Source organism: Rhodococcus sp. WWJCD1, assembly GCF_002258735.1.
GTDB lineage: Bacteria > Actinomycetota > Actinomycetes > Mycobacteriales > Mycobacteriaceae > Rhodococcoides.
In genome coordinates this window covers 518,542-541,067 of sequence record NZ_NOXY01000020.1, presented here as the reverse complement: position 1 = coordinate 541,067, position 22,526 = coordinate 518,542, and the positions used below count along the sequence as shown (strand labels likewise).

Annotated in this window: 26 protein-coding genes; 11 read left to right on the top strand and 15 right to left on the bottom strand. The window is 64.7% G+C overall.

Annotated features, from left to right (window positions below):
* Positions 1 to 8: 8 nt before the first annotated feature.
* A complete protein-coding gene (locus tag CH286_RS14955) occupies positions 9 to 800 on the top strand; it encodes an acyl-[acyl-carrier-protein] thioesterase (protein ID WP_080737168.1) in 792 nt (263 codons plus the stop codon).
* Here CH286_RS14955 and CH286_RS14950 read toward each other — a convergent pair.
* From CH286_RS14950 to CH286_RS14915, 8 genes are all read right to left on the bottom strand, one after another.
* Positions 704 to 2,188: an AMP-binding protein gene (locus tag CH286_RS14950; RefSeq protein ID WP_255182659.1), complete on the bottom strand. Its 1,485-nt coding sequence runs from the start codon at positions 2,186 to 2,188 to the stop codon at positions 704 to 706. The genes CH286_RS14955 and CH286_RS14950 overlap by 97 nt on opposite strands.
* A complete protein-coding gene (locus CH286_RS14945; RefSeq protein ID WP_094609560.1) occupies positions 2,157 to 2,798 on the bottom strand; it encodes an energy-coupling factor transporter transmembrane component T family protein in 642 nt (213 codons plus the stop codon). Before CH286_RS14945 ends, CH286_RS14950 begins: the two co-directional genes overlap by 32 nt.
* A complete protein-coding gene (locus CH286_RS14940) occupies positions 2,795 to 3,475 on the bottom strand; it encodes an energy-coupling factor ABC transporter ATP-binding protein (RefSeq protein WP_094609559.1) in 681 nt (226 codons plus the stop codon). Before CH286_RS14940 ends, CH286_RS14945 begins: the two co-directional genes overlap by 4 nt.
* Complete coding sequence (locus CH286_RS14935; protein WP_094609558.1) at positions 3,472 to 4,590, bottom strand: thiolase family protein; 1,119 nt, start codon at positions 4,588 to 4,590, stop codon at positions 3,472 to 3,474. The genes CH286_RS14940 and CH286_RS14935 overlap by 4 nt, the downstream gene beginning before the upstream one ends.
* A complete protein-coding gene (locus CH286_RS14930; protein WP_094609557.1) occupies positions 4,587 to 5,723 on the bottom strand; it encodes an AMP-binding protein in 1,137 nt (378 codons plus the stop codon). The genes CH286_RS14935 and CH286_RS14930 overlap by 4 nt, the downstream gene beginning before the upstream one ends.
* Positions 5,720 to 6,271: a biotin transporter BioY gene (locus tag CH286_RS14925; RefSeq protein WP_170944753.1), complete on the bottom strand. Its 552-nt coding sequence runs from the start codon at positions 6,269 to 6,271 to the stop codon at positions 5,720 to 5,722. The genes CH286_RS14930 and CH286_RS14925 overlap by 4 nt, the downstream gene beginning before the upstream one ends.
* A 154-nt stretch (positions 6,272 to 6,425) precedes the next feature.
* Positions 6,426 to 8,633, bottom strand: coding sequence for an HNH endonuclease signature motif containing protein (locus tag CH286_RS14920; RefSeq protein WP_094609556.1), 2,208 nt, complete (start codon positions 8,631 to 8,633; stop codon positions 6,426 to 6,428).
* Positions 8,634 to 8,746: 113 nt separating this feature from the next.
* Positions 8,747 to 9,586, bottom strand: a complete 840-nt coding sequence (locus CH286_RS14915; RefSeq protein WP_094609555.1) for an alpha/beta fold hydrolase — start codon at positions 9,584 to 9,586, stop codon at positions 8,747 to 8,749.
* A 74-nt stretch (positions 9,587 to 9,660) separates the two neighbouring features.
* Here CH286_RS14915 and CH286_RS14910 point away from each other — a divergent pair, with 74 nt between their 5' ends.
* The gene (locus tag CH286_RS14910) at positions 9,661 to 10,242 is read left to right on the top strand and encodes a TetR/AcrR family transcriptional regulator (protein WP_094609638.1); all 582 of its coding nucleotides are present in this window, start codon (positions 9,661 to 9,663) and stop codon (positions 10,240 to 10,242) included.
* 25 nt (positions 10,243 to 10,267) lie between these two features.
* Here CH286_RS14910 and CH286_RS14905 read toward each other — a convergent pair whose 3' ends face one another.
* The 3 genes from CH286_RS14905 to CH286_RS14895 all read right to left on the bottom strand — a co-directional run bounded on the left by CH286_RS14905 (position 10,268) and on the right by CH286_RS14895 (position 12,287).
* Positions 10,268 to 11,215, bottom strand: a complete 948-nt coding sequence (locus tag CH286_RS14905) for a CPBP family intramembrane glutamic endopeptidase (RefSeq protein WP_176458244.1) — start codon at positions 11,213 to 11,215, stop codon at positions 10,268 to 10,270.
* Between the two features lie 113 nt (positions 11,216 to 11,328).
* Positions 11,329 to 11,595: a hypothetical protein gene (locus CH286_RS14900; protein ID WP_094609554.1), complete on the bottom strand. Its 267-nt coding sequence runs from the start codon at positions 11,593 to 11,595 to the stop codon at positions 11,329 to 11,331.
* A 35-nt stretch (positions 11,596 to 11,630) separates the two neighbouring features.
* Complete coding sequence (locus CH286_RS14895) at positions 11,631 to 12,287, bottom strand: GAP family protein (protein WP_094609553.1); 657 nt, start codon at positions 12,285 to 12,287, stop codon at positions 11,631 to 11,633.
* A 66-nt stretch (positions 12,288 to 12,353) separates the two neighbouring features.
* On the opposite strand from CH286_RS14895, the gene CH286_RS14890 reads away from it, so the two are divergent.
* From CH286_RS14890 to CH286_RS14880, 3 genes are read left to right on the top strand one after another with little or no spacing between them, the layout of a single operon-like run.
* Entirely contained in the window at positions 12,354 to 12,959 is a 606-nt protein-coding gene (locus CH286_RS14890; protein ID WP_094609552.1) for a TetR/AcrR family transcriptional regulator, read from the top strand.
* Between the two features lie 60 nt (positions 12,960 to 13,019).
* Positions 13,020 to 13,562, top strand: a complete 543-nt coding sequence (locus CH286_RS14885) for a GtrA family protein (protein ID WP_032380483.1) — start codon at positions 13,020 to 13,022, stop codon at positions 13,560 to 13,562.
* Positions 13,549 to 14,073, top strand: a complete 525-nt coding sequence (locus tag CH286_RS14880; RefSeq protein WP_094609636.1) for a SixA phosphatase family protein — start codon at positions 13,549 to 13,551, stop codon at positions 14,071 to 14,073. Before CH286_RS14885 ends, CH286_RS14880 begins: the two co-directional genes overlap by 14 nt.
* A 34-nt stretch (positions 14,074 to 14,107) precedes the next feature.
* Here CH286_RS14880 and CH286_RS14875 read toward each other — a convergent pair whose 3' ends face one another.
* Positions 14,108 to 14,308, bottom strand: coding sequence for a membrane protein (locus tag CH286_RS14875; protein WP_027498199.1), 201 nt, complete (start codon positions 14,306 to 14,308; stop codon positions 14,108 to 14,110).
* 166 nt (positions 14,309 to 14,474) lie between these two features.
* Between CH286_RS14875 and CH286_RS14870 the strand changes: the two genes are divergently transcribed.
* The 3 genes from CH286_RS14870 to CH286_RS14860 are packed head-to-tail and all read left to right on the top strand — an operon-like array spanning position 14,475 to position 17,060.
* Complete coding sequence (locus CH286_RS14870; protein WP_037153599.1) at positions 14,475 to 15,065, top strand: hypothetical protein; 591 nt, start codon at positions 14,475 to 14,477, stop codon at positions 15,063 to 15,065.
* Positions 15,066 to 15,118: 53 nt separating this feature from the next.
* A complete protein-coding gene (locus CH286_RS14865) occupies positions 15,119 to 16,393 on the top strand; it encodes a histidine kinase (protein WP_176458243.1) in 1,275 nt (424 codons plus the stop codon).
* 13 nt (positions 16,394 to 16,406) lie between these two features.
* Positions 16,407 to 17,060: a response regulator gene (locus CH286_RS14860; RefSeq protein ID WP_094609550.1), complete on the top strand. Its 654-nt coding sequence runs from the start codon at positions 16,407 to 16,409 to the stop codon at positions 17,058 to 17,060.
* On the opposite strand, the gene CH286_RS14855 is transcribed toward CH286_RS14860, so the two are convergent.
* Positions 17,057 to 18,379 (bottom strand): NAD(P)/FAD-dependent oxidoreductase, encoded by a 1,323-nt coding sequence (locus tag CH286_RS14855; RefSeq protein WP_094609549.1) that lies wholly within the window; start codon positions 18,377 to 18,379, stop codon positions 17,057 to 17,059. The two genes, CH286_RS14860 and CH286_RS14855, sit on opposite strands and share 4 nt — an antisense overlap.
* Positions 18,380 to 18,510: 131 nt before the next feature.
* Between CH286_RS14855 and CH286_RS14850 the strand changes: the two genes are divergently transcribed.
* Positions 18,511 to 19,446, top strand: coding sequence for a LysR substrate-binding domain-containing protein (locus CH286_RS14850; RefSeq protein ID WP_094609548.1), 936 nt, complete (start codon positions 18,511 to 18,513; stop codon positions 19,444 to 19,446).
* Here the strand turns inward: CH286_RS14850 and CH286_RS14845 are convergent.
* Entirely contained in the window at positions 19,386 to 20,426 is a 1,041-nt protein-coding gene (locus CH286_RS14845) for an MsnO8 family LLM class oxidoreductase (protein WP_441347119.1), read from the bottom strand. The genes CH286_RS14850 and CH286_RS14845 overlap by 61 nt on opposite strands.
* Between CH286_RS14845 and CH286_RS14840 the strand changes: the two genes are divergently transcribed.
* Positions 20,425 to 21,072, top strand: coding sequence for a type 1 glutamine amidotransferase (locus CH286_RS14840; RefSeq protein ID WP_094609546.1), 648 nt, complete (start codon positions 20,425 to 20,427; stop codon positions 21,070 to 21,072). The two genes, CH286_RS14845 and CH286_RS14840, sit on opposite strands and share 2 nt — an antisense overlap.
* 39 nt (positions 21,073 to 21,111) lie before the next feature.
* Positions 21,112 to 21,486 (top strand): VOC family protein, encoded by a 375-nt coding sequence (locus tag CH286_RS14835; protein ID WP_094609545.1) that lies wholly within the window; start codon positions 21,112 to 21,114, stop codon positions 21,484 to 21,486.
* On the opposite strand, the gene CH286_RS14830 is transcribed toward CH286_RS14835, so the two are convergent.
* Complete coding sequence (locus tag CH286_RS14830; RefSeq protein ID WP_176458242.1) at positions 21,483 to 22,418, bottom strand: endonuclease/exonuclease/phosphatase family protein; 936 nt, start codon at positions 22,416 to 22,418, stop codon at positions 21,483 to 21,485. The two genes, CH286_RS14835 and CH286_RS14830, sit on opposite strands and share 4 nt — an antisense overlap.
* Positions 22,419 to 22,526: the final 108 nt, after the last annotated feature.

The window sequence follows — 22,526 nt, the reverse complement described above, 5'->3', positions numbered from 1 at the left end:
GTGCGAACGTGACCAATGCACGCGTGGAACCGGCCGGCTTCGACGACGAGCTGGCACCGGAGCCGCCGCCCGGTGAGGGCTTCGAGAACAACTGGCCGGTGCGGACGGGCGACATCGATCCGACCAACCGACTGCGGTTCGACGGAGTCGCCCGCTACCTGCAGGACATCGGTACCGACAACCTCGATGCCACGCCGCTGGGCAAGACCGATCCGATGTGGATCGTGCGGCGCACCGTCATCGACGTCTTCGAGCCCATCCACTTTCCGGACCATGTGCACATGCGTCGGTGGTGTTCGTCGATGTCGACGCGGTGGTCGAACATGCGCGTGGCACTGACGACCCCGAAGGGTGGTCGCATCGAAACCGAGGGCTTCTGGATCAACATCAGCAAGGACACCGGAATGCCGACCCGCATCAGCGACGGCGCACTGGAAATGCTGGCCCGAACCACCGATCAACACCGGTTGCGATGGAAGGCATGGCTGACCGAGCCGGTGCCCGCGGAATCGCACACCGACCTTCAGTTCCCTTTGCGCGCAACCGATATCGACCCCTTCAACCACCTCAACAATGCGGCCTACTGGCATGCGATCGAGGAGTTGTTGGTCGACGTACCCGCGCTGGCCGCGTCGCCGCACCGCGCCGTGATCGAGTACCTGAGCCCTGTGCTGGCAGGCGAACGCGTGACTCTGCGCCACCGCTACGAAGGCGGCGCGTTGACCGTCTGGTTCGTTGTCACCGGCGCATCGGGCGAGCCGACGGTGCGTACCGTGGCCAAGGTGGCACCCAAGGCCTGATGGTCGAGCTTGCCGCGCGGGGTGCGCGGTAAGGCGTGCACGACGGCGATCACCACGGGCAGGCTCGGGCTCGGCAACATCGAGCGAACGCGCCGACGTATCTGCGCCACTGTGGGTGAGTTCTGCTGGGCTACAACCACTCCCGCTGCCGGCACCTCACCGGTGCGATCGTCGGGAACGCCGACAACTCCGGCATCGAGAACACCAGGGATCGACAACAGTGCCGCCTCGATCGGGGCCAGCTCGACCGTGAGCCCGGCTCGAACGATCGTCTCGCTGCCGCGGCCGAGCAACGTCAGTCGACCCTCGTCGACACTGCCGCGATCGCCGACCGTCATCCACCCGTCGACGGGCCCGTTCGTCAGGGTGGTGTGGTCGCCGACTCGGCTCAGGTAACCGTCGAACAGCATGTCGCTGCGCACGTGCAGCAGTTCGTTCCTGGTCTCCACCTCCACCCCGCCGAACAACGCGCCCTCCACACTCGCTGCCTCGACGCCCGTGCCGCCAGGAGTTCGACGGTCGTACGAGACGAAGCTCAGTTCCGATGCACCGTAGAAGTGCGTCATGGTTGCGTTCGGGAACACTGTCGCCAATGCCGTGCGGGCAGACTGCGGCCATCGCGCCGCAGACGAGAGCACCTCGCGGACGCAGGGATACCGGGCGTTGGAGCGAGCGATGTCCCAGGCAATGGTCGGTACCGAATAGAGATGTGTCGGATCATCTTCGAGAGCGACCGCCGCCTTCCGTAGATCCACCGTCGCACCGCGGGTGAGCCCGTGCAACGCACCGTAGAGAAAGTGCGTGTGATCGAGGGTGCCGGATGCAGACACTCGATCGCCCGGCCCGAGCTCGAACAGTGCATCGGACCGGTCCAGCGTGGCAGCCCAGGACGCCTGATCTCGAACGAACAATTTGGGTGGTCCGGTCGTCCCCGAGGTGATGCCGACCAGGAGTTCAGCGCTGCGTGCGGGTGGATCGAGCGGCGCGGCACGGCCGGTGGTGAGCTCCTCGGGTGCCAGCACTGTGTCGGCACCCCAACGATGCACTCGTGCGTGCTGGCGCGGATGCGCGACAACCAGCGAGGGCTCACACACCGCCGTGACATCGGCGAATTCTCGAGCCAACAGATGTCGATGCAGCAGAACGACACTCACACCGGCATGCATTGCCGCCAGAACCACGACCAGCGACCCGATGTCCGACGTCGGCAGTACCGCGATGCGACGCTTCCCTGCCAATGCGGTCGCCGCGCATATCACCCGATCCCAGAATTCACGGTACGTGATTCGGTCGGTCGCATCGACGATTGCGATGTCTTCGCGGTCGGAATGCCGCGCTGTTCGGGCGGCAAGAAGCTCACTGGTCATCGCGTGGTTCGTCTTCACCATCGTCTTCACCGTCGTCGTCCACACCGCGCGCGACGAGGGCATCACCCATCGCATCCGCAGTGCGGAGGGCGCGCACCAGAACCGGGGTTGCCAGAGCCGTCATGGACCACTGCAGTCCGCGGGCTTTGCGAGCCTGGGACACCTCTTGGACGATGGACGCCAGCAGCGGGATGCACCGAATGGCAAGGGCCAGAAGCAGCCCGATGCGATCCGGGTCGACGCCGAAGCGTCGGATCGGCCCGAGTGCTCTCGTGACGGTGTCGAGCATGTCGGTCACCCGGGTGGTCAGCGTGACCAGTGCCGCCAGGGCAACGGAGATCACCAGCACCCCGCACACCACCACCGCGCGTTGCCACGTGGTGATCAGTATCTGGAACACGCCGATGATCAGCAACATCCAGAGCACCGGACGAAGTTGCGCCAGAGCGACTTTCGCCGGAATACCGGCCACAGCGAACAGGGCGGCGACCACCAGAGCCACCACGCCGACCTCGAGCGGGGTGCGCGCGAAGATCACGGTCGCCACAATTGCAACTATGAGCGACAACAGTTTCCAGCCCGGGCTCATTCGGTGCAGCGGCGATGTACCGGGGCGGTAGAGACCGATCACCCGATCAGCTCCCGATACGCCGGAACCGCTGCGGCGGGGGCACCGTCGAACGCGACGCGGCCGTCGTCGATGACGATGACACGCTCGAAGCTGTCCAGCAGAGCGAGCTGATGAGTCACAACGACGACTTGCTGATCCATCGAATCCAGAGCCTGAGCGACGACGCGTCCGTTGCGCAGATCGAGCAACGTGGTCGGCTCGTCCGCAACAACCACCTCCGGCCGCCTGATCAGTACGGCACCGATCGCGAGCAATTGCTTCTGCCCACCGGAAAGCAGATGCGCCGGGTGATCGCGATGCTGATCCAGTCGAAAGCGGACGAGAATTTCGTCGACGCGGTCGGCCACCTCTCTTTTGCTCAGCCCGGACCTACGCAGAGAGAACGCGAGATCCTCGGCGACAGTCGGCATGACGATCTGCGAATCGGGGTCGGTGAAGACGAACCCGACCTTCTTGCGAACCTGCGCACCCTTCTTCGCCGCGTCGACGCCGTCGACGGTGACGCGGCCGGAGTCGGGCTTGATCAGACCGTTGATCATCCGAGCCAGCGTCGACTTCCCCGACCCGTTCGATCCGATGATGCCGATGCGTCGCTCGTCGAATTCGATGTCGATGTCATGCAGTACCTGCCGCTCCCCGAAGGAGTGGGAAATGTTCTCGAACTTGATGCTGCTCATGTCACTCGCTCCACCAACATCGCTATTCCTTGCCCGCCGCCGATGGCGCAGGCCGCCAATCCCAACGCTGGACCACTCGGTTGCAGCATTCGAGACGCCAATCGCACCAGCAGAATTGCGCCCGATGCGCCCCACGGGTGACCCATCGCGATGGCCCCACCGTCCGGGCAGATGCGCGCTTCGTCGATGCCCAGTGCATCCGAGACCGCGAGCACCACCGATGCGAACGCCTCGGTGATCTCGATGACCCCGATGTCGTGGAGTGACACACCGGTACGCGTGAGTAGCTTCTCGATCGCAGGTACCGGGCCCAGACCGGGAAGTGCCGGATCGGACCCGGCCACCGCGCTGCCGAGAATGCGCAGTGCCGGCATACCGGCAGCACGTTCGGCCGTGGTGACCGCCAGAACTGCGGCACCGTCGGAGATTCCGCAGGAATTGCCGGCGGTGACGGTGCCGGCGGAGGTGAACGTGGGACGCAGTCTGCCCAGGCGCTGGGCAGTCATGTTGGGGCGGATGCGTTCGTCTGCGCTCAGCTCTCCGATCGGGACGATTTCGGCGGAGAAGTCGTGTGCCGCAGCTCGTGCGAAGGACCGTGCGGCGTACTCGTCCTGCCGCTGCCGGTCGATTCCACGCCTACGCGCGAGATCGTCTGCCGCAACGCCCATGTCAGGATCGGCGAAACCCTCGGGAGCGAACGGCGCTCGGGTGTATCGAACCGGTTCGCCGCCGTCGACCGGCGGCCAGAACCGCCACGGACTCGTACTGGCCGATTCGACGCCACCAGCGAGAATCAACGTCTCGTCGCCACTGCGGATGCGCGACGCAGCCTGCATGACGGCGTCGAGTCCGGATCCACACTGGCGGTCGACGGTAACGCCGGGGACGTCGACACCGAGTCCCGCGAGCAGGGCCGACACACGCGCAACGTCGCCGCCGGGGCCGAGACAGTTGCCGAGGATCACGTCGTCGATCGGGAGTCCGAGCGAACTAACTGCTGCTGCAACAGCTTTCAGCACCGGTGCAGCGAGGTTCGGGGCGGTCACATCGGCGAAGCCGTGACCAGCGATACCGATCGCGGTTCGTTTGGCCGCAACGATCACGGGAGTACTCATAGCAGGGCTTTCCGGGCGATTTTGCCGCTCGAGGTACGGGGCAGCTGCTGCACCACCGTCCACCGTCGCGGCAGTGCCTCCTTGGTCATGATCGAGCGGGCGTCGGCGCGGATGCGGTCGAGATCGCGGGATCCGTCGAGTTCGATGACGGCAGAGACCGTTTCACCCAACACCGCATGGGGAGATCCGATGGCAGCCGCGGCTCGAACACCGTCGAGTGCGGTCAGGATTCGCTCGACGTCCTCTGCGACGACGGTGGTGCCGCCGACATTGATCGCCGCATCCCCCCGACCGTGGACGAGCAGTTCGCGGCCGCTGAGCTCGGCCAGATCGCCGACGCCGCACCAGCCAGTGGTGCCGAGTGCCGAGTACGGCGAACGGACGACCAGATACCCGTCTTCGGTACGCGCCTCGACATCGCGGAGCAATCGCAGTGCCGCGTGCTCGCCTGTCACCCGTGCCGCCACCAACGACAGTTCCGCCGATCCGTAGTACTCCACCAACCTGACACCCATGGCCGAGATCGTCTGCGCTGCTGCGAGATCGAGTCCGGCACCAGCTGCGACCGCCACCCGCGCACCGGGCATCCGACAGACCGTGTCGCGAAGCACCGCAGGTACCGCATGCACCGCCGTGGCCTCGGCCGGGTCGTCGGTGACGCAGGCCCCCAGCCACAGTGCGTGCACGGCGGCGAACAGGTGCATCGTGGCGTGCAGTGGTCCGGCGATCAGCACCGAATCGGTGGGGCGGATGTCGGTGATCTCGGTGAACTCGGGAAAGCTGTCGACCCACGACGCGGCAGTGCGTTCGAGCGGCTTGGGGCGTCCGGTGGAGCCGGAGGTCGCGACCAGCAGGAAAGCGTCGGGACTCGGCCCCTCCGCACGATCCGGCCTGGTGGCCGGATCCTCGACTCGCACCGCACTTCCCTGCCGCGCCGCCGCAAAAACGCAGATCAGCGCCTCGGGTAGCTCGAGCGCTGAGGCGTCGTGCACCGGGAGGTGAGGCCATTGCTCGACGGCTGCGTCGAGGTCGGCGTAGGTGAGCGTACGACCCGACCAGACGATGGCCGGGTTGTCGGCCCGGTCATTTACGCTGCCGTTGTCGCCGCCTCGACCTCCCAGCTCGAGAGTCACGCCTTGATCAGGCCCGGGTATGCACGGTGCACGCTCTTGGCGACCACGGTCGCGACGACGACCTTGGCGATGTCACCGGGCAGGAACGGGCCGTTGGACGTGATCGCAGCCCAGACTCCGACGTCGGTACGCAGGATCAGGCCGATGATCCCGAAGACGTACACCACCACGATGCCGCCGACGGCATTGATCGCAAGACCGAGCGCGATCGAGTACTTCGGCAGGATGCGGGCGGTGAGCCAGCCGATCAGCAATGCTGCCGGTATCCAGCCGATGAGGTACCCGACGGTGGGCCCGGCCATCGCAGACAGACCGGTACGTCCACCCGCCAGCAATGGGAGGCCGATCATCGTCAGCGCGAGAAACACCAGGACCGCAGCAGTGCCTTTCCTGGCACCGAGGATCGCGCCGGACAGAATGATGCCGAGGGTCTGCAAGGTGATGGGGACGCCGGAGAAGCCGACCGTGATCGATCCCGGCAGGCCGAGCGCAGCGATGAGCGCTGCGAACACTGCGATCTGCGCCATGTCGCGGGCGGAGACGTTCATTCGGCTGACCTTACGGCTCGGCGGACGGGTACTGCTGTCGACATCTGACACGGGTGGCTCCTCGAGGAGTGGGGCGGTCACCTGCCCCAGAGACTTGAACGGCGTTCAAGGTAGCAGGTGTGCGGTTCTGACCACACCCTGGACGGTCTTTTGTTCAAAAGGGGGCGGGATCGTATCTGCTCCGGTCGAGTCGAATGCGCATGTGTACGACGCGGCAGTGGTCGAGGTAGGCACGTCTCTTATCCGCCAGTTTCTTCCGTGCAATGTCCGATGACGCAGAACGGAAATCCGCGAGTGTCGGCGGTGCAGAGCCGCTGTACTCGAGCTCCCATCGGGTGGGTTCGAACGGAGACAGCGCATTGTCGGCCGACTTCTTCCGGCGACGGCGACGTCGAGGAGGAGACGCGATCGAGAACTCCGGCAGTGTGACCGCGCGTAGACCGAGAGAGTTCGACCACAGAATTGCCCCTCCGGCGAGCATCACGGCCGACCACGCTTTCGAGGTCTTCGCCTGATGGTGAAATACGCACACCGGTTGAAGATTGGTCACGATCGTCCAGCCGCCACGCCCCGGATCGTCCTTGTCGAACGGGACCACATGATCGATCTGGCACCGGGCCGAGGGCACGTCACAGTTGGGGAACGTGCACGTGCGATAGGCCGCCCGCACGACAGCGGCAACGCGCGCGCTCGGCCGATAGGTCACCGCGGCTCGCGACTGAACACATTCGCCGCCATGGCCGTCGGGAAAAATCCCGCGCGCACGCTCGGGCTGTTCGGCAATCCAACCGAGCCAGCGTGCGACAAGCCCATCGCGGACAGACTCCTCCCCCAGAATCTGATCGGCCGGCCGACAACCTTGGGCGCATGCGCCGCGCATCGGCGGAAGCTGAGCGGCACTGCGCACCCGGCCGATGCCCACCACTGTGCGCAACAGACGGAAGCCGGGTGGAGACGGACCGACCGGGGCATTGCCTCCGGTGGAACCACCGCCCTCATCGCCGGGTCGATCGTCGCCAGAATCGCCGAGTCCATCGTCGCCAGGACCGCCGGGCCTATCGTCGCCAGGACCGCCGGGCCCATCGTCGCCAGAACCGCCGGGCCCATCGTCGCCAGAACCGCCGGGCCCATCGTCGCCAGAACCGCCGGGCCCATCGTCGCCAGAACCGCCGTCGTCGTCCGGGCCGTCATCATTCGGGCCGTCGTCGTCCAGGTTGTAGTCGTCCGGGCCATCGGCGTCCGGGCCATCGCCGTCCCGGCCGTCATCGTCCGGACTGTCGTCATCCGGGGTGTCTTCATCCGGATCGTCGTCGTTCGGGCTCTCGCCCTTCGGGCTCTCGTCGTTCGGGCTCTCGTCGTTCGGGCTCTTATCCTTCGGGCAGCGCTCGTCGGGGCTGCCGTGCTCGGGCTTCAGCATGCCGACCAGCTCGGTCAGCATTGCCTGCCACTTCGCGTCGGCGGCGACGATGCGCGCCACCTCGGGATCGATCGGAGTTCCGTCCGCCAAGGTCGCGGGCTCCGCGGACAGTCCCAGCAGCGTCTCCACCGCCACCACGATCTGCAGGAGATGTCCGCGCCTCGGTGGGAGATCGTCGGCGGCACCGGCAACCGGGCACTCGTCACCGAGATCGCACTGACAGACGAGCGAATGCTCGCCGTGCAGCAACGCCATCAGTCCGGCGGCCCGCAGCATCCCCGTCGACCGCGGATCGTCCTTGCAGACCGTGCCGACGATCTCGACGATGAGTGCATCTGCTTCGGCCGATTCCAGATCCGTGATCTTCGCGATGAGCGACGAAATACCGCCAGGACCGGTTCGCACGATCCGCACTCCGACTTCCTCCGACTTCGCCGTCTCGCGAGCCTGCGCAGCGCCGTCCGGATCGGCCTTCATCCACAACCGCCAGATTCGGTTCCGCAAGGCCTGCGGACGCATTCTGCCCCCTGCCGCGCAGACCTCGTATTCGATTTTCGAGATGGTCTCGTCAGTGGCGCGATGCAACACCGAGGTGATGGTGACCACCGTCGACCAGTCGAAGCTTCCGGTCACGAAACGCAAGGCCGTCAACGGCATTCGATGTAGACGCTCCGCGACGTCGTGCACCACCGACGCATCGCGACGCGTGCCGGTCATCGTCACGGCCAAGTCGCACAACGCGCCGCGGACCGTCTCGCCCGGATCGCCACCGGCGGCTTCGGCAGCCTCCAGTCGCATCTCGAGTACGTCGCAGTACGCGAGTACGGTCCCTGCCCTGGCAAGGTTCTCGTGGACGCGGTTGAGCGCGATGACGTCGAGAAACCCCGCAATACAGTCATCGACCGGTGGCGTTTCCGCCACGCCCCACCCCCCGGTATCGAACATGTATTCGATCTTACGAGAGGGGTCCGACAAGAAAATCTCAAGCGCATTCGGGCTCAGGATCGGTACGACTACAACGTAATCCCAGCCTCGGCAATCATGGAGTCACCGAGAGGTCACGTGTGTCGGGTCGGCCGGACGAACTCTCGCAGGGCAGCCGCGAACCGTTCGGGCTGGTCTTCCGGAATGAGTGTCCACGAGTCGTCGATGAGCACCTGACGTGCATCGGCAAACAACTCTCGCAGCCGATCGGCATGGATGAGCGGCATCATCGTGTCCTCTGTTGCCCAGATCACGAGGACCGGGCGATCGAACTCAGAGAGCCGAGAGGCCCACGCCAGCAACGTCTTTCGCGATGGTGTGCCGGTGGCGAACTTACGCAGATCGCGGCGGATCTCCGCGTTGCGCGTTGCAGGCGCGAACCAGTCGTCGAGCACCTCGTCGGGGATCCCGTGCTTGCTGAGCCCGCCCCATGCGCGCTTGTTGTGTCGAACGAACTTCGTGGCCAGCAGTCGCATGAACAGCGAAGTGCCCCCGGGCACTCGGCACAGCGCCGCTGCGGGCCGGGCAGGCAGCGGCGGAAAATTGTCGAAGGCCTCACATGACGCAAGGACCAAACGTCCGACTCGATCGGCGCGACCGTCGGAGACGATGAATTGTCCGCCGCCGCTGTCGTTGAGCACCAACGTGACATCGGCGAGGTCCAGCGCCTCGAGGAAGTCGGCGATGATCCTGGCGATGCCGCGCTGCGTGAGGTCGGCCTCCGGTTTCATCGCGCTCCGATGTCCGCCCAACGGCAGCGTCGGAGCGATGCAGCGATATCCCCCGAGGAGTGGGATTACTTTGCGCCACTGCGTCTCGTTCATGAGTAGACCGTGCCCGAAGACGAGCACCGGACCGTCACCGCCGGTGTCGAGGTAGTCGATCGGTCCAGCCGCCAGGTCGATTCGCTTCACAGATCCTCCACTGGATAGATCGTTCTAGTGAATCGGAAGGTACTCTGGGCCTTTCTCGGATGCAAGGACAATTCATGGCCAACGACACTCGCGCGCGAATACTCGAAGCCACCGCCGAGCTGTACCGGCGTCAAGGGATGACCGCGACCGGACTCAAACAGATCGCCGCGGCGGCCAACGCCCCATTCGGGTCCATCTATCACCACTTCCCCGGTGGCAAAGAACAGATCAGCGAAGAAGTCATCCATGCCGAGGGCGTGCGCTATGGCCTCCTTGTCGGCCGTCAGTTGGCCGCCGTCACCGATGTGGTGGACGGGATACCCGAGATCTTCGCCTCGGCAGCAACGATGTTGATCGAACTCGACTACACCGAGGCGTGCTCCATCGAGACCATCGCACTCGAGGTGGCCAGTACCAACGAACGATTGCGTCTCGCAACCGAAGCCGTGTTCACCGGCTGGATCGACAGCCTCACACAGTGGTTCACCGCAACCGGCTTGCCGAACGAAGTATGTCGGAGCCTGGCACTGGGATGCCTGACGAGCCTCGAAGGTGCCTTCGTGTTGTGCCGCAGCTTGCGGTCCACAGAACCGATGATCGCCGCCGGCCTGGCCGTCCAGGATCGAACGCGCGCCGCTGTGCACGCGGATACCTAGTTCGTACGGGTCAAGGTTGTACGGGTCAGGGCTTGACGGGCGGGTTTCTTCTGGGTGTATCCGGATCGAGCTTCTCGGGATTGAGCACGACCTCGGCCACCATCGGCGTTGTCTCGACAGTCGAATCGCCGTAACGAACGGCCACCGTGTTCGGCAGAAACGCCTCCAGAGCCCTCGGGGTCAGCCACCACAACAGCGCGGTGAACAGGATCAGGATGTTGACCCACTGCATGATCGTTGCGGCATTGTCGGACGGAATCACTCGATCGAACACCTGCACATTCATCACCAGACCGTGCACTGCGATCAACACCCACAGCCGTCGGTAGCGATAGAACACCCACACCGCCGCCGCACCCCAGCACAGCGCCCAGAGAAAACCGCCACCGCCGAAGTACAGATAGAGGAAGCCCCGCATCGTCGCCGACAACGCCATGATTGCCCAGATCGGCAACCTGCCCACGAGCAGCAACACCGGAAGCGCCACCAGGATCGGCTCCTCACGCAGACCGACGGCCAGCGCGGAAACCACTGCAAGCCAATCGGATTCGACCGACGCCGGAACCGAGAAGCTGAAGCGGAGCACATCCATCCGAGAAAGCACGAGCAGCAATGCCGACGCAGCACCGATCGCAGCGCACCAGGTGATCGCCGCCTCGAGCGCAGTACCGCGACGCATCGGCCATACCGCGGGCAACGTGCGACGCCGAACGAAATACACCGCAGCGATCGCCGCCGCCCCGATCGCCACCTGAACCACGCCGACCGCAAGGTCCATCCATTGATCCGACAGTGTGAGTACGGGCGCAGGCGCATTCGGCTCGCGGAAACGCCACAGCGCACCCACCAGACCGACGAAGTAGACGACGCCCCATCCGGCTACCAGAGCCAGAATCGACACGGCCGTGCCGACTGCGGTCAAGCCACGTCGACGCGAATGAGCCGCGGCATTCGCATCCAGACTGCTCGCCACCAGGTCACCACCATCCACTCAGCACCGCATCGCCTGTCATCGAACAGCTGTCGACCCCCGGACTTGTTTATCATGCGGAGGCCGAAAATTCAGTACCGTCGCAGCGACGTCGGTCACCGTCGACCATCGCGATCCGGCGTGTCGGTCGAATCCTCGCGTCCGAAAATGTCGTCGCGTAATTCCCCGACAATTCCGCGCCTGTCGGTGGCGCGCCGCGAGTCCCATACGTCCACCACAGCGAGGACCATCAGGACACAGCCGAGTGGGCCGCCCTGGAACCAGAACACCCGCAGGTCCCAGAAGAACAGCGCCAACACTGCGCCGACAACAATCATGACTATGCTGCGCGCATCGGTTGCCCGAAATTTTCCGGCCCTCATGACGCATCCTTTCCTCGGGTCGACCGGGGCCGACGTCACACCAGGTTCATCTCGATGGCCGCATCTGCGACCAGCAGCGCACCCACGACGATCAGTACCGTTCCCACCACGTCCTGGCTCCAGCGTTCGGCGCGGTGCATCAGACGCCAGAGAAGTGACGAAACGAGTTGCGATGCAGCGACTCTGGCGGTGAGCAGAACCAGAGCCGGTAGCAGGGTGATGAGTACGTAGACCGCCAGAATCGAGACCGAGAATGCCCATCCCCGTCCGGACGCGGCCACCGCGTCGATCGCGGCTGAATAAGGCAGCATCGTCGACACCTCGACCGCGCCCACTGCAACAGCGAGGAGGACCACACCTAGAGCACTCGCCGGTGCCCGCATCCACCACGCACCACTCGGGCGTCGACGCCGTCGGTCGCAGACGAGCCCCGCGAGCAGAACGACACCACCCACAGTGATCCGCACCCACGCATTTCCGGGTACGGCATCGGTAATAAAGCCAAAATTCAGATCTTCGGACACCGTCAGCAGCGCGATCCCGACTCCGAGATACAGCAGCCCCAGCACGCTCAGGTGCAACAAAACCCCTCGAACACGGAACGACGGCCGCACCATCATCAACAGCGGGACGACGAGCGTGCCGACGCCGATGCTGTCCACCAGCGCCAGCCCGATCACGTTAAAAAACACAGCTGTACCATAACATCTATTTCACACATCCGTGTCGGAAAAATCCACACGTGCTAGAACAGACCGATGCCGAAGATCGTCGACCACGAAGCTCGCCGAGCGGAGATCGTCGCCGCCGTCTGGCGCGTGATCGAGCGAGCGGGGATGAACGGGGCGACCGTGCGCAGCGTCGCCGCCGAGGCCGGCGTCTCCCCCGGATCACTGCGGTACTACTTCTCCGACCAAGGAGAACTGGTGCTGTTCGCAGCCGAGGCCATGACGCAGCGCATCGTGCATCGGTTGGAAGCACACCCGACCGAGGGTGACGGACTGGCCCGCGCTGTCCGAGTCCTCGAAGAAATGCTCCCACTCGACGAGAACCGCCGCGTCGAGGCGTCGGTATGGCTCGAGGCGATCGCCCGAGCCCGATTCGACGACCGGTTGGCCGCCCTCAAGACCGCGGGATGGTTCGGGAGCCGGTACCTGTGCCGACTCGCGTGGGCGCACCTACGCGATCTGGATCTGCCGAACTCGCCGCAATTCTCGTTCGGAAGCGACGCGGACGAGAACGCCGTCGCCGAACTACACATCTACGTCGACGGGCTCACGCTGCACGCAGTGACGTATCCCGAACAACTCCCATCCGACGAGGTGCGCCGACTGCTGCGGTACTACCTGACGACGCGGCTCTAGCCGGTCTTCGCAGCCGCGACGAATCCGGCCAGATCCGTTACTCGAGGTAACGTCGATGGGATGCATGTGTCCGACCGTCTCACCGACCACGTTCCCGAGCGATGGCTCGAGCCCCTCGTCAAGCACGCCGAGGCCCTCAAGTTCCTCATCGTCGGAGCGATCACCTTCGTCGTCACCGTCGTACTGTTCTTCGGCCTGAAGTGGACGATCCTGCAGGACAAGCCGGTGACAGCGAACGTTCTGGCGGTGCTGATCGCGACGATCGTGTCGTACATCCTCAACCGGGAATGGTCCTTCACCGCCCGCGGAGGACGTCGCCGGCACCACGAGGCAGCGCTGTTCTTCGCCGTCGCCGGAACCGGCCTGGCAATCAACCAGCTACCGCTGTGGGTGTCCAGTTACATGCTGGATCTGCGCGCCCCGAACGTGTCCTTCCTCACCGAAAACATCGCCGACTTCGTCAGCGGCTCGATCATCGGCACACTGCTGGCGACCGCGTTCCGATGGTGGGCAATGCGCAAGTTCGTCTTCCCAGAACCGGTGAATGTTGTCCCCGATTCTGCGCCTCTGACCGTTTACGGTGGACGGCATGGCGACCTCTAGGACCCTCGTGCTGATGCGGCACGGCAAATCCGGCTACCCCGACGGCGTTCCCGACCACGAGCGACCATTGGCGCCGCGCGGCGAACGCGAGGCGGGCCTTGCCGGAGCCTGGATTGCCGAGCACGTCGGCCGCGTCGACGCCGTGCTGTGTTCGACGGCCCTGCGCACTCGCGAGACCCTCGCCGCCACCGGTCTGGGCGATGCTCCCACCCGCTTCGAGCGCGACATCTACGGCGGATCCGCCGACGAGATCATCGACGAAATCCGCCTCGCCGACACGTACTTCGACGACGTCACGGTAACGACCTTGCTGGTCGTCGGGCACGAGCCCGGAATCCCTTGGACTGCACTCGAATTGGCGGCAGACGACGACACCGACGTCGCCCGCGAGGTTCGGCACCGCTTCCCCACTTCTGCGATAGCAGTGCTCACCACCGAAAAAACGTGGGCAGAGATCTCAGCAAGCTCGGCCACGATCACCGAGTTCTGCATCCCCCGCGCTGATCAGTAGTCAGTGTCAATCGGTAGTCAGTGTTTATCGGTAGTCAGCGGTTCCTGAGGTACAGATAGCCGGCACCGCCTGCTGCGATCAGCAGAATCAACGCGGCGGGGAACCCGAGCAGCCACCACACCACTGCCAGCACCACCAGTGCAGGTGCCGCGGCGATCAATGCGATGCCGGGATTCTCACGAACCGTCTCCAACGCGGACTGTGCGTGCACTCTGTCGATCTTCTTGCCTGCCATGGCGGACTCCCTGGTATTGCCTACGTGTCCTGTATGCGTGATTCCACAGTAGCGCGTTCGGCTACGACTTTCGGTGGAGCGCAGCGTCGTACCTTCGGCCGAACCACCAGCTACGACGCCACTGCGGGGGTATCGCGCGCACGTCGGCTGCGGTGAGATCGGGTCCATGAACAATCCGATTCTGCTCACGATCGCGGTCTGCGAAGTCGGCTTCTGGGTACTGGTGATCGGCGGACTGAGCCTGCGCTACCTGGCACGCATGAGACGCGCCAGCACGATCACGCTCGCCCTCCTCCCGGTACTCGATCTTGTCCTCGTCGCGGCGGTGGCCCTGGATCTACATCGCGGCGGCGAGGTCGAATTCGCCCACCGCCTCGCCGGCATCTACCTCGGCTGGACCGTCGTATTTGCACACTCCACCGTGGCTTGGCTCGATGTGCGATTCGCGCACCGATTCGCCGGCGGCCCCGCACCGGTGAAGCCTCCCAAGAGCGGCCCACAGGCCTACCGCAACGAGATCCGAGGATTCGTGAAGTGGCTGTGCGCAGCGGCGATCGCTCTGGCGATCACCTACGGACTCGCATACACCGTGGCAGACTCGGAGCAGGCAGCAGCGCTGAAGACCGTGATCCAACCACTCGGCGTCATCACGTTCTTCTGGTTCGTGACCGGACCACTGTGGGTGCTGGGTTCCAAGAACACAGACTCGAAAGATGCGAGCTCGAAAGATACTGCAGGAGAACGGAGTCGACACTGATGCTGGGAGGTTCGCGGGTGCCGGCCGGTTCCACGATGCTAGCTGGTTCCACGATGCTGCGCAGGTTCAGACCCGCGTGGCGGCCGCTCAATCCCGCCGTACTGCCGATCGAAATGCTGCTTGCCACCGTTGTCTATGCCGGGTTCCAGCTCTCCACGGGCATGGTCGGTGACACCAGGGACGAACTCGTCGGCAGCCCAGCCCTGATCGCGGTGAGTGTCGTTGCCATCATCGCTATGACTGCTGTGACGTGTGCACGCCGGTCGTTTCCCGTCACGTCCTATCTGACGGTGGTAGCCATCAGTGTGGCGCTGATTCTGGTTCTGCCCGACCGCACTCTCGGATTCACCCCGCTGTACTGGTTTGCCATCGCCGCGTTGGCAATTCGGGTGACCGGGCTACGCCTGTTCGCACCCCTCACAGTCGGGCTGATCCTCGAAATCGCCGTCAGCGTCGACACCCGCCTGTCTTTCCCGGATGCCACAGCAGGCCCCGGTGGAACGATCGGCGTGGTGGCCGAGCAGGTGGCGAATCTGATCATCAACTACACGGTGCTCATCGCACTCGGAAAATACATCGCGCGCAACCGGGCCCAAGAACTCGAGAACGAGGCGGCACTGGACCGAGCCGAACTCGAACACCGGCAACAACTGGATGCGGCACTCGACAACGAGCGAAGAACCATGGCTCGCGAGCTCCATGACGTCGCTGCCCACCACCTGACCGGAATGCTCATCCAAGCCAAGGCTTCCAAGACTCTCATCACGAGCGACCCCGAGCAGGCACGCGAACTGCTCACCGGTGCAATCGGACACGGCCAGCGCACCCTCGACAGCCTGCGCCAGATCGTCGGCATCCTGCGCCCGAGCACCACCGACCAGAACGCACCGCAGCCGATGATCGCCGACATCCCCGGTCTGATCGAGCAATCACGAATGTCGTTCGCGTCCATCACGGTAGACATCGGGGTAAACACCGCCGGAGACACAGGCGACACCGACAGCGCTGTGCAATTGACGTGCTACCGCATCGTTCAGGAGGCGTTGTCCAATGCCCGACGCCATGCGCCCAACTGCGATGTGACCGTGCAGGTATCCGATCGTTCGTCGGTCATCGAGGTGACCGTCAGCAACACGATCACCTCGGACGCCTCCGGCCGGCGTGAATCGGCGGGGCAGGGTTTCGGCATCCCGGGAATGCAGGAGCGAGCCGCACTGCTCGGAGGAACCCTCGACGCCGGATTGTCGGCCGACGGAACCACATGGTCGGTACGCGCTCGGCTGCCTGTCGGCGGAAAGATCTCCCGACCCACAGAGCTGATTGCATGATCGAGGTGCCGGCATGATCACCGTCCTGATCGCCGACGATCAGCCCGTGGTTCGACAGGGGTTCGAGCTGTTCCTGGCCGGCCATCCCGACATCCACGTCATCGGACAGGCAACCTCGGGCAAGCATGCCGTGCAACAGGTTACGGACCTTCGCCCCGACGTCGTACTGATGGACATCAGGATGCCGAACGGAGACGGACTGACAGCAACACGGGAGATTCTGGCGCGGTTCGACACCGTACGCGTCATCGTCGTCACCACGTTCGACCTCGACGAGTACGTGTTCGCGGCGCTCGACAGCGGTGCATCCGGCTTTCTGCTCAAGGACACCGATCCGGACGAGCTCGCCGACGCGGTGGTCACCGTGGCCGGCGGCGGTGCGGTGCTCTCACCCCGCCTGACTCCGCGTCTGATGACGGAGTTCGCCCGCCGGGGCACCCCGCGTCCACCTACTTCCGTTGCACCGCAACATGATCTGAGTCTGCGCGAAATGGAAGTGGTGCAACTGTTGGCGCAGGGCCTGGGCAACAACGAGATTGCCCGGGCCCTGCACCTCGAACAGAGCACGGTGAAAACTCACGTCGGGAACATCTGTCGCAAACTCGACGTCAACACCCGAGTCCACGTGGTGATCTGGGCCTACCGCAACGGCCTGGTGAGCAGCTAGGCTGCCTTCCGCTCCTCGTCGTCCACAGTCTCATCGGCGCGCTCGACCAGCGAGGCCGAGTGGTCGGTGTACTGGAAGTGTGGTCGCTTGTCGCCGATGTACGAGGTCATCCACGACACCACAGCAACGTAGCGGTTTCGGAAGCCGACCAGGTACATCAGGTGCACCGCGAGCCACATGAGCCAGGCGATGGGCCCGGACATGTCGACCTTGCCGAACAGCCGTGCCACAGCACTGAATCGGCCGACGATCGACATGCTGCCCTTGTCGGTGTATTTGAACGGCGTCCCGGCGTCGACCTTCCCGATGATCATCTTCGCGACGTGCCTGCCCTGCTGCATCGCCACGGGTGACTGTCCGGGGAGCTTGTTCAACGACGTCACGTCGCCGATCGCGTAGATGTCCTTCGCCGAGCCGACCGTCAAATCCTCGTGTACGAGAAGGCGTCCGGCACGGTCGGTTTCGCATCCGGTCCGCTCGGCGATCGTGGCCGCCAACTCGCTCGCCTGAACGCCGGCCGACCAGATGACGGTCTTGGCCGGGTAGGTACGCGACGTCTTGGTGTCGACGTCCTGCACCGTCACGACGTCATCGGCGATGTCGGTGACCATGGCCCCGGTGACGACGTCGACACCCGACTTCTCGAGCTTCGTGCGGGCGTACGCGCTGAGCTTGCCGCCGAATGCGGGCAATACTTCCTTCACACCGTCGACGAGGGTGACCGTGACGTCGCCCGGTTCGATGTCGGGGAACGAGCCGGCGAAGTAGCGGTGCGCGAGATCCCTGATCTGGCCGGCCAATTCGACGCCCGTCGCGCCTGCACCGACGACGACGAAGCTCAACAGCTCCTTGCGGGCGGCGGGATCGGTCGTCATGTGCGCGGTCTCGTAGCAGCTCAAGATCTGCTCACGGAGCGCAATCGCGTCGTCCACGGTCTTGAGCGCGAACGTGCGGTCCTTGAATTCGTCGCGACCGAAGTACGCCTGCGTGGCACCCGTTGCGACGATGAGCCGACCGAAGCCGATGGTGTGGCTCTGCCCGGCACCGATGTAGGTGACCTGGTGTGCCTCGGGATCGACGTCGACGACGCGACCCAGACGGACGTCGGCGGAGTCGTACTGCGCGAGGATGCGTCGGATCGGCGGGGCGATCTCACCCGTCGAGAGCATTCCGGTTGCGGCCTGGTAGAGCAGCGGCTGAAAGAGGTGCTCGGTGGTGCTGGAGATGAGCGAGAACGTCACACCGGCCTTGCCCAGAGACTTGGCAGCAGCCAACGCTCCGAATCCCGATCCCACGATGACGACGTCGTACGTTTTCACAGCACATCCCTTTCTGAGCCCAAGTCCTTTCCCAAACGAAGAACTACCTCCATGAAACTCCGACCTCGGTGGTCTATCAACGCGAAAGTTGGAATAGCATCCATGAGTAGAACTCATGATTGGAGACGCGCGTGGAACTGCGACAGCTGAAGTACTTCCTCGCGGTCGGGGAAGAACTGAACTTCTCGCGTGCCGCCGAGCGCTGCTACGTCTCGCAGTCCGCGATCAGTCTGCAGATCGGCAAGCTGGAACGAGAAATCGGCGAGCCGCTGTTCGAGCGAACCTCACGCGTCGTTCGATTGACCGTTGTGGGAGCACAATTGGTCTCCATCGCGCGGCACATGGTGGAGCTCGAGCAAGCCGCCCTGGCATTGACGGCGCGCCGCCGAAACCAACTACGCCTCACCGGAAACATGACCTTCGCCGCGAACGCCATCGCCGCCATCGTCTCGGTGCGCGAACACCATCCCGACGCCGAGATCGACTTCGTGCTGAAACGATTCGCAGAACAGATCGAAGCGGTGACGTCCGGAGACTGTCAGGTGGCGCTCATTCGCGGCAGCGTCGAACGTTCGGGACTGCACGTGACCGAACTGTGGACCGAGGACCTCGTCGTCGCGCTCGCCGAGGGTCATCCGCTGGCCGTCGAGGACAATCCGAGCCTGAGCCAACTCGCCGACTACCCGCTACTGCTGCCCAAACGCAGCGAACAGATCCTGCTGCACCGGGTGATCGAACGCGAGATGAAACGCAGCGGGCTTCCACTGACGTTCGGGCCGCCTGTCGCATCGGATCACACCGCAAGCGCCGAACTGCTCAACCATCCGCAGTGTTGGACGATTCTGTACGCCAGCACCGCCGACAGCACTCCCAAGACCGGTCTCGTCTTCCGCACCGAGGCCGACCGAAGACTGCAACTACCGGTCTCGGCGGTGGTCGACGCCACCGAGCCAGTCACCGACGTCCAACGCGACCTCGTGGCAGCCCTGGCGGCGACGGCACCGGTTCAGCCGACGGCACCTGTTGAACCAACGACACCTGTTGAACCCAAGAGACCGGCGAGCTGAGCGAAAGCGGCGTCCGCATCGAACAACTCGGCGCGATCGTACGTCGATGTCGAAGCCATGATCTCGTTCGCGCCTGTGCGATCGATCAACTCCTCCAGCCGCGGACGCACCTCCCCCGCGGTGCCGAGAATCGTCGACGCGAGCGAGTCCTCGATGCGGCCCCTCGTCCGCGGCGTCCACTGCGAGTCGTCGATGGCCGACGCCGGCTCCAGGGCCGGAAATTCGCCCTCGCGCCGCGACCTGGCCATGGCCCACGCCTCCGGCAACGCGAGCCTGCGCGCGTCGGCGGTATCGGCTGCGATCGTCACATCGAGCGAGATGATCACGTACGGTTCAGGATTGGCGGGCGAGGGTCGAAAACTCTTGCGATACATCGCCAATGGGTCGGTCTTGTGCAACACCGGTCCACCGACGACGACTGGAAGACCGGCGCGGGCGGCAACCTCGAGGCCCGCACCGGTCGCGAGAACGAACACCGGCGGAGGCGCGGCGACGGGGCGCGCGGTCACCGATGCCGAACCGTCCAGATACGAACGCAATTCGGCGATGTCGGTATCGAAGGTATCGGCGTGCGCGCTGCGTAGAGCTGCGCGTACCGGTTCGGTGAACCCGAGCGAACGGCCGACGCCGAGATCGATCCGGCCGGGAAAGAGGGACTCCAACATCAGGAATTGCTCGGCAACGATCAGAGGCTGATGGTTGGGCAGCATCACTCCCCCGGATCCGACGCGGATGCGTGAGGTGTGCGACGCCACCGCCGCAGCCAGTACCGCCGGAGCGCCCGACGCGATGCCGGGTACACCGTGATGCTCGGCCACCCAGAACCGATGCAGCCCTGTCTTCTCCGCGTGCACCGCCCGTTCGACGGTATGACGCAGCGCCGAGGCGTCGTCCGTACCGGATCGAGTGCGGGATCTGTCGAGAAGGGAAAGCAGCACAGCTAGGACAACCGCCGGGGCGTCGGGCATATTTCTCGTCATGAGTTGGTGGGTGTTGACGCACGTCGATGTCGAGGGTCCGGCGCTGATCGGGACGATCATGGCCGAGCGCGGAATCGAGTACACGGTGGCCGCGGTGGGAAGTGGGGACTCGTTGCCCACAGCCGATGCGGTCACGGGGTTGATCGTGATGGGCGGACCCATGGACGCGTGGGGCGATGTCGCTCACCCTCACGTGCGGACCGAACGGGAACTGATTGCCGAGTGTCTGCGCCGGAACATTCCCGTGCTCGGGGTGTGTCTCGGTGCGCAACTACTCGCGGCCTCGCAGGGATGTGCGGTGTACCGGGGTCCTGTCGCGGAGCTGGGTGCCGGAGAGGTCACCGCAACCGATGCCGGTGTATCGCTCTTCGGAGCAGATTCGGTCTCGGTGGTGCACTGGCATACCGATACCTTCGACCTGCCCGCCGGGGCGGTGCTCCTGGCGAGCTCGAATCTCTACCGCAATCAGGCGTTCCGGTTCGGCAGCGGTCTCGGCCTGCAGTTCCACGTCGAGCTCACACCTGCCGAACAGACGATGCTCGACGCACACATGCCTGCGGGAACGGCACCGAACGCACAGGTCCTCGGTCGCGTCGCCGAGGGCGGGCGAAGAATTCTCGGAACATTCTTCGACGAGGCGTCATAGCGGACCGAATACGTCCGCAATGGCGCTCATCATTGCTTCATGAACCTCACCATGAAGATCGAACTCGTCACCCTCGCCGTCACCGACGTGGACCGTGCCAAGGACTTCTACGTCTCGATCGGTTTCAATGCCGACCACGATGCGCGGCCCTGGGACGGCATCCGGTACGTCCAGCTCACTCCCCCGGGCTCGGGGTGTTCCATCGCGATCGGCGAGAACATCACCGATGCCGAACCGGGCAAGGGAGCCGGAATCCTGATGGTCGTGGACAGCGTCCAGGACGCCTACGAACACCTCACCGCGGCCGGACTGACCATCGACCCGCCCAAGGACGAGGGCTGGGGGACGTTCGTGTACTTCGCCGACCCCGACGGCAACAAGTGGTCGGTGCAGCAGTTGCCCGCACAGCCCTAATTGGGACCGAAGGCCAGCCGAGCCAGGATGCCGCGGTGGTCGGAGCCGGGAATCGTCACGGCCTCGACCGAACGCACCGCCATGTCGGCCACCAGAACGTGATCGATGGCAATGACCGGCGGGTGCCAGGTGTGCGCCGGGTACGTCCTGAGCATGCCGGCTCCGGTGGCCACCGCGGCATCGACGAAACGCCCGTCCTGCAGGTCTCGATATCGCCGATGATCCTGCGTCGCATTGAAATCGCCCGCCACCACCACGGGACCGTCGTCTGCGGGAATCTTGGCCAGCAATTGCTGCAGCAGCCCCAGCTCGCGGACCCATTCGGACGGTTCCCGCGGCCACGGCGGCACGGGATGCACCGCGAACACGAGCGGGCGGCCCGGCATCTCCACGCGCGCCGAGAGCAACTCGGTCACGAAGCCGTCGTGGCGCTGCTGGTCCACGAGCGGGAAGCGGCTGTAGATGCCGGTTCCGTCGCCGCCCGCGGCAGCGCTCACGTACGTATGCGGCAACGACCCCGCGAGCCTGGGGCGAAGTTGCGCGTCCGCCTCGGGCGTCAACTCGACGAGGGTGAGCACATCGGGGCGGTGCTCGTCGACCAGCGCGACCACCGCGTCGAGATCGGCCTGCCCCAGCCAGATGTTGGCATGCAGCACTGTCAGAATCGAGGCGTCGGAGTTCGTTGTCGATCTTCGCCGCAGTAGGGGCATCTGCGTTGCGGCGGCGCTCGCCATTATCGCCGCGCCGGCCGCCACACCCCACCAACCGAACGCGAAACCTGCGACCACGGTGCCGGGCACAGCGGCGAGCATGAGGACATGTGCCAACGCAGCGGCCACGAGCATCCCCTGTCCTCGCGAGTCGAGGAGGTGCGCCGCGATGCCGACCACCGCCGTGACAAGCAACAACAGAGCCACCGAAGCCGAAACCATGAGCGGAAGTCTGACAGGCAAACCTGAGGCCGAGCTGGGAAGCATCCTCGAGACCGACCGAACCGTTCGCTTTCTCGCGGCAAACACGACAGAATCGACAACGCTGTC

What these genes read in the sequence shown, in the direction of transcription:
- CH286_RS14950 (WP_255182659.1), bottom strand. Translation starts at nt 2,188, where the DNA reads ATGGTGAAGACGAACCACGCGATGACCAGTGAGCTTCTTGCCGCCCGA.
- CH286_RS14940 (WP_094609559.1), bottom strand. Translation starts at nt 3,475, where the DNA reads ATGAGCAGCATCAAGTTCGAGAACATTTCCCACTCCTTCGGGGAGCGG.
- CH286_RS14935 (WP_094609558.1), bottom strand. Translation starts at nt 4,590, where the DNA reads ATGAGTACTCCCGTGATCGTTGCGGCCAAACGAACCGCGATCGGTATC.
- CH286_RS14925 (WP_170944753.1), bottom strand. Translation starts at nt 6,271, where the DNA reads ATGAACGTCTCCGCCCGCGACATGGCGCAGATCGCAGTGTTCGCAGCG.
- CH286_RS14920 (WP_094609556.1), bottom strand. Translation starts at nt 8,633, where the DNA reads ATGTTCGATACCGGGGGGTGGGGCGTGGCGGAAACGCCACCGGTCGAT.
- CH286_RS14910 (WP_094609638.1), top strand. Translation starts at nt 9,661, where the DNA reads ATGGCCAACGACACTCGCGCGCGAATACTCGAAGCCACCGCCGAGCTG.
- CH286_RS14900 (WP_094609554.1), bottom strand. Translation starts at nt 11,595, where the DNA reads ATGAGGGCCGGAAAATTTCGGGCAACCGATGCGCGCAGCATAGTCATG.
- CH286_RS14890 (WP_094609552.1), top strand. Translation starts at nt 12,354, where the DNA reads ATGCCGAAGATCGTCGACCACGAAGCTCGCCGAGCGGAGATCGTCGCC.
- CH286_RS14885 (WP_032380483.1), top strand. Translation starts at nt 13,020, where the DNA reads ATGCATGTGTCCGACCGTCTCACCGACCACGTTCCCGAGCGATGGCTC.
- CH286_RS14880 (WP_094609636.1), top strand. Translation starts at nt 13,549, where the DNA reads ATGGCGACCTCTAGGACCCTCGTGCTGATGCGGCACGGCAAATCCGGC.
- CH286_RS14875 (WP_027498199.1), bottom strand. Translation starts at nt 14,308, where the DNA reads ATGGCAGGCAAGAAGATCGACAGAGTGCACGCACAGTCCGCGTTGGAG.
- CH286_RS14870 (WP_037153599.1), top strand. Translation starts at nt 14,475, where the DNA reads ATGAACAATCCGATTCTGCTCACGATCGCGGTCTGCGAAGTCGGCTTC.
- CH286_RS14865 (WP_176458243.1), top strand. Translation starts at nt 15,119, where the DNA reads ATGCTGCGCAGGTTCAGACCCGCGTGGCGGCCGCTCAATCCCGCCGTA.
- CH286_RS14860 (WP_094609550.1), top strand. Translation starts at nt 16,407, where the DNA reads ATGATCACCGTCCTGATCGCCGACGATCAGCCCGTGGTTCGACAGGGG.
- CH286_RS14840 (WP_094609546.1), top strand. Translation starts at nt 20,425, where the DNA reads ATGAGTTGGTGGGTGTTGACGCACGTCGATGTCGAGGGTCCGGCGCTG.
- CH286_RS14845 (WP_441347119.1), bottom strand. Translation starts at nt 20,426, where the DNA reads ATGACGAGAAATATGCCCGACGCCCCGGCGGTTGTCCTAGCTGTGCTG.
- CH286_RS14835 (WP_094609545.1), top strand. Translation starts at nt 21,112, where the DNA reads ATGAACCTCACCATGAAGATCGAACTCGTCACCCTCGCCGTCACCGAC.
- CH286_RS14830 (WP_176458242.1), bottom strand. Translation starts at nt 22,418, where the DNA reads ATGGTTTCGGCTTCGGTGGCTCTGTTGTTGCTTGTCACGGCGGTGGTC.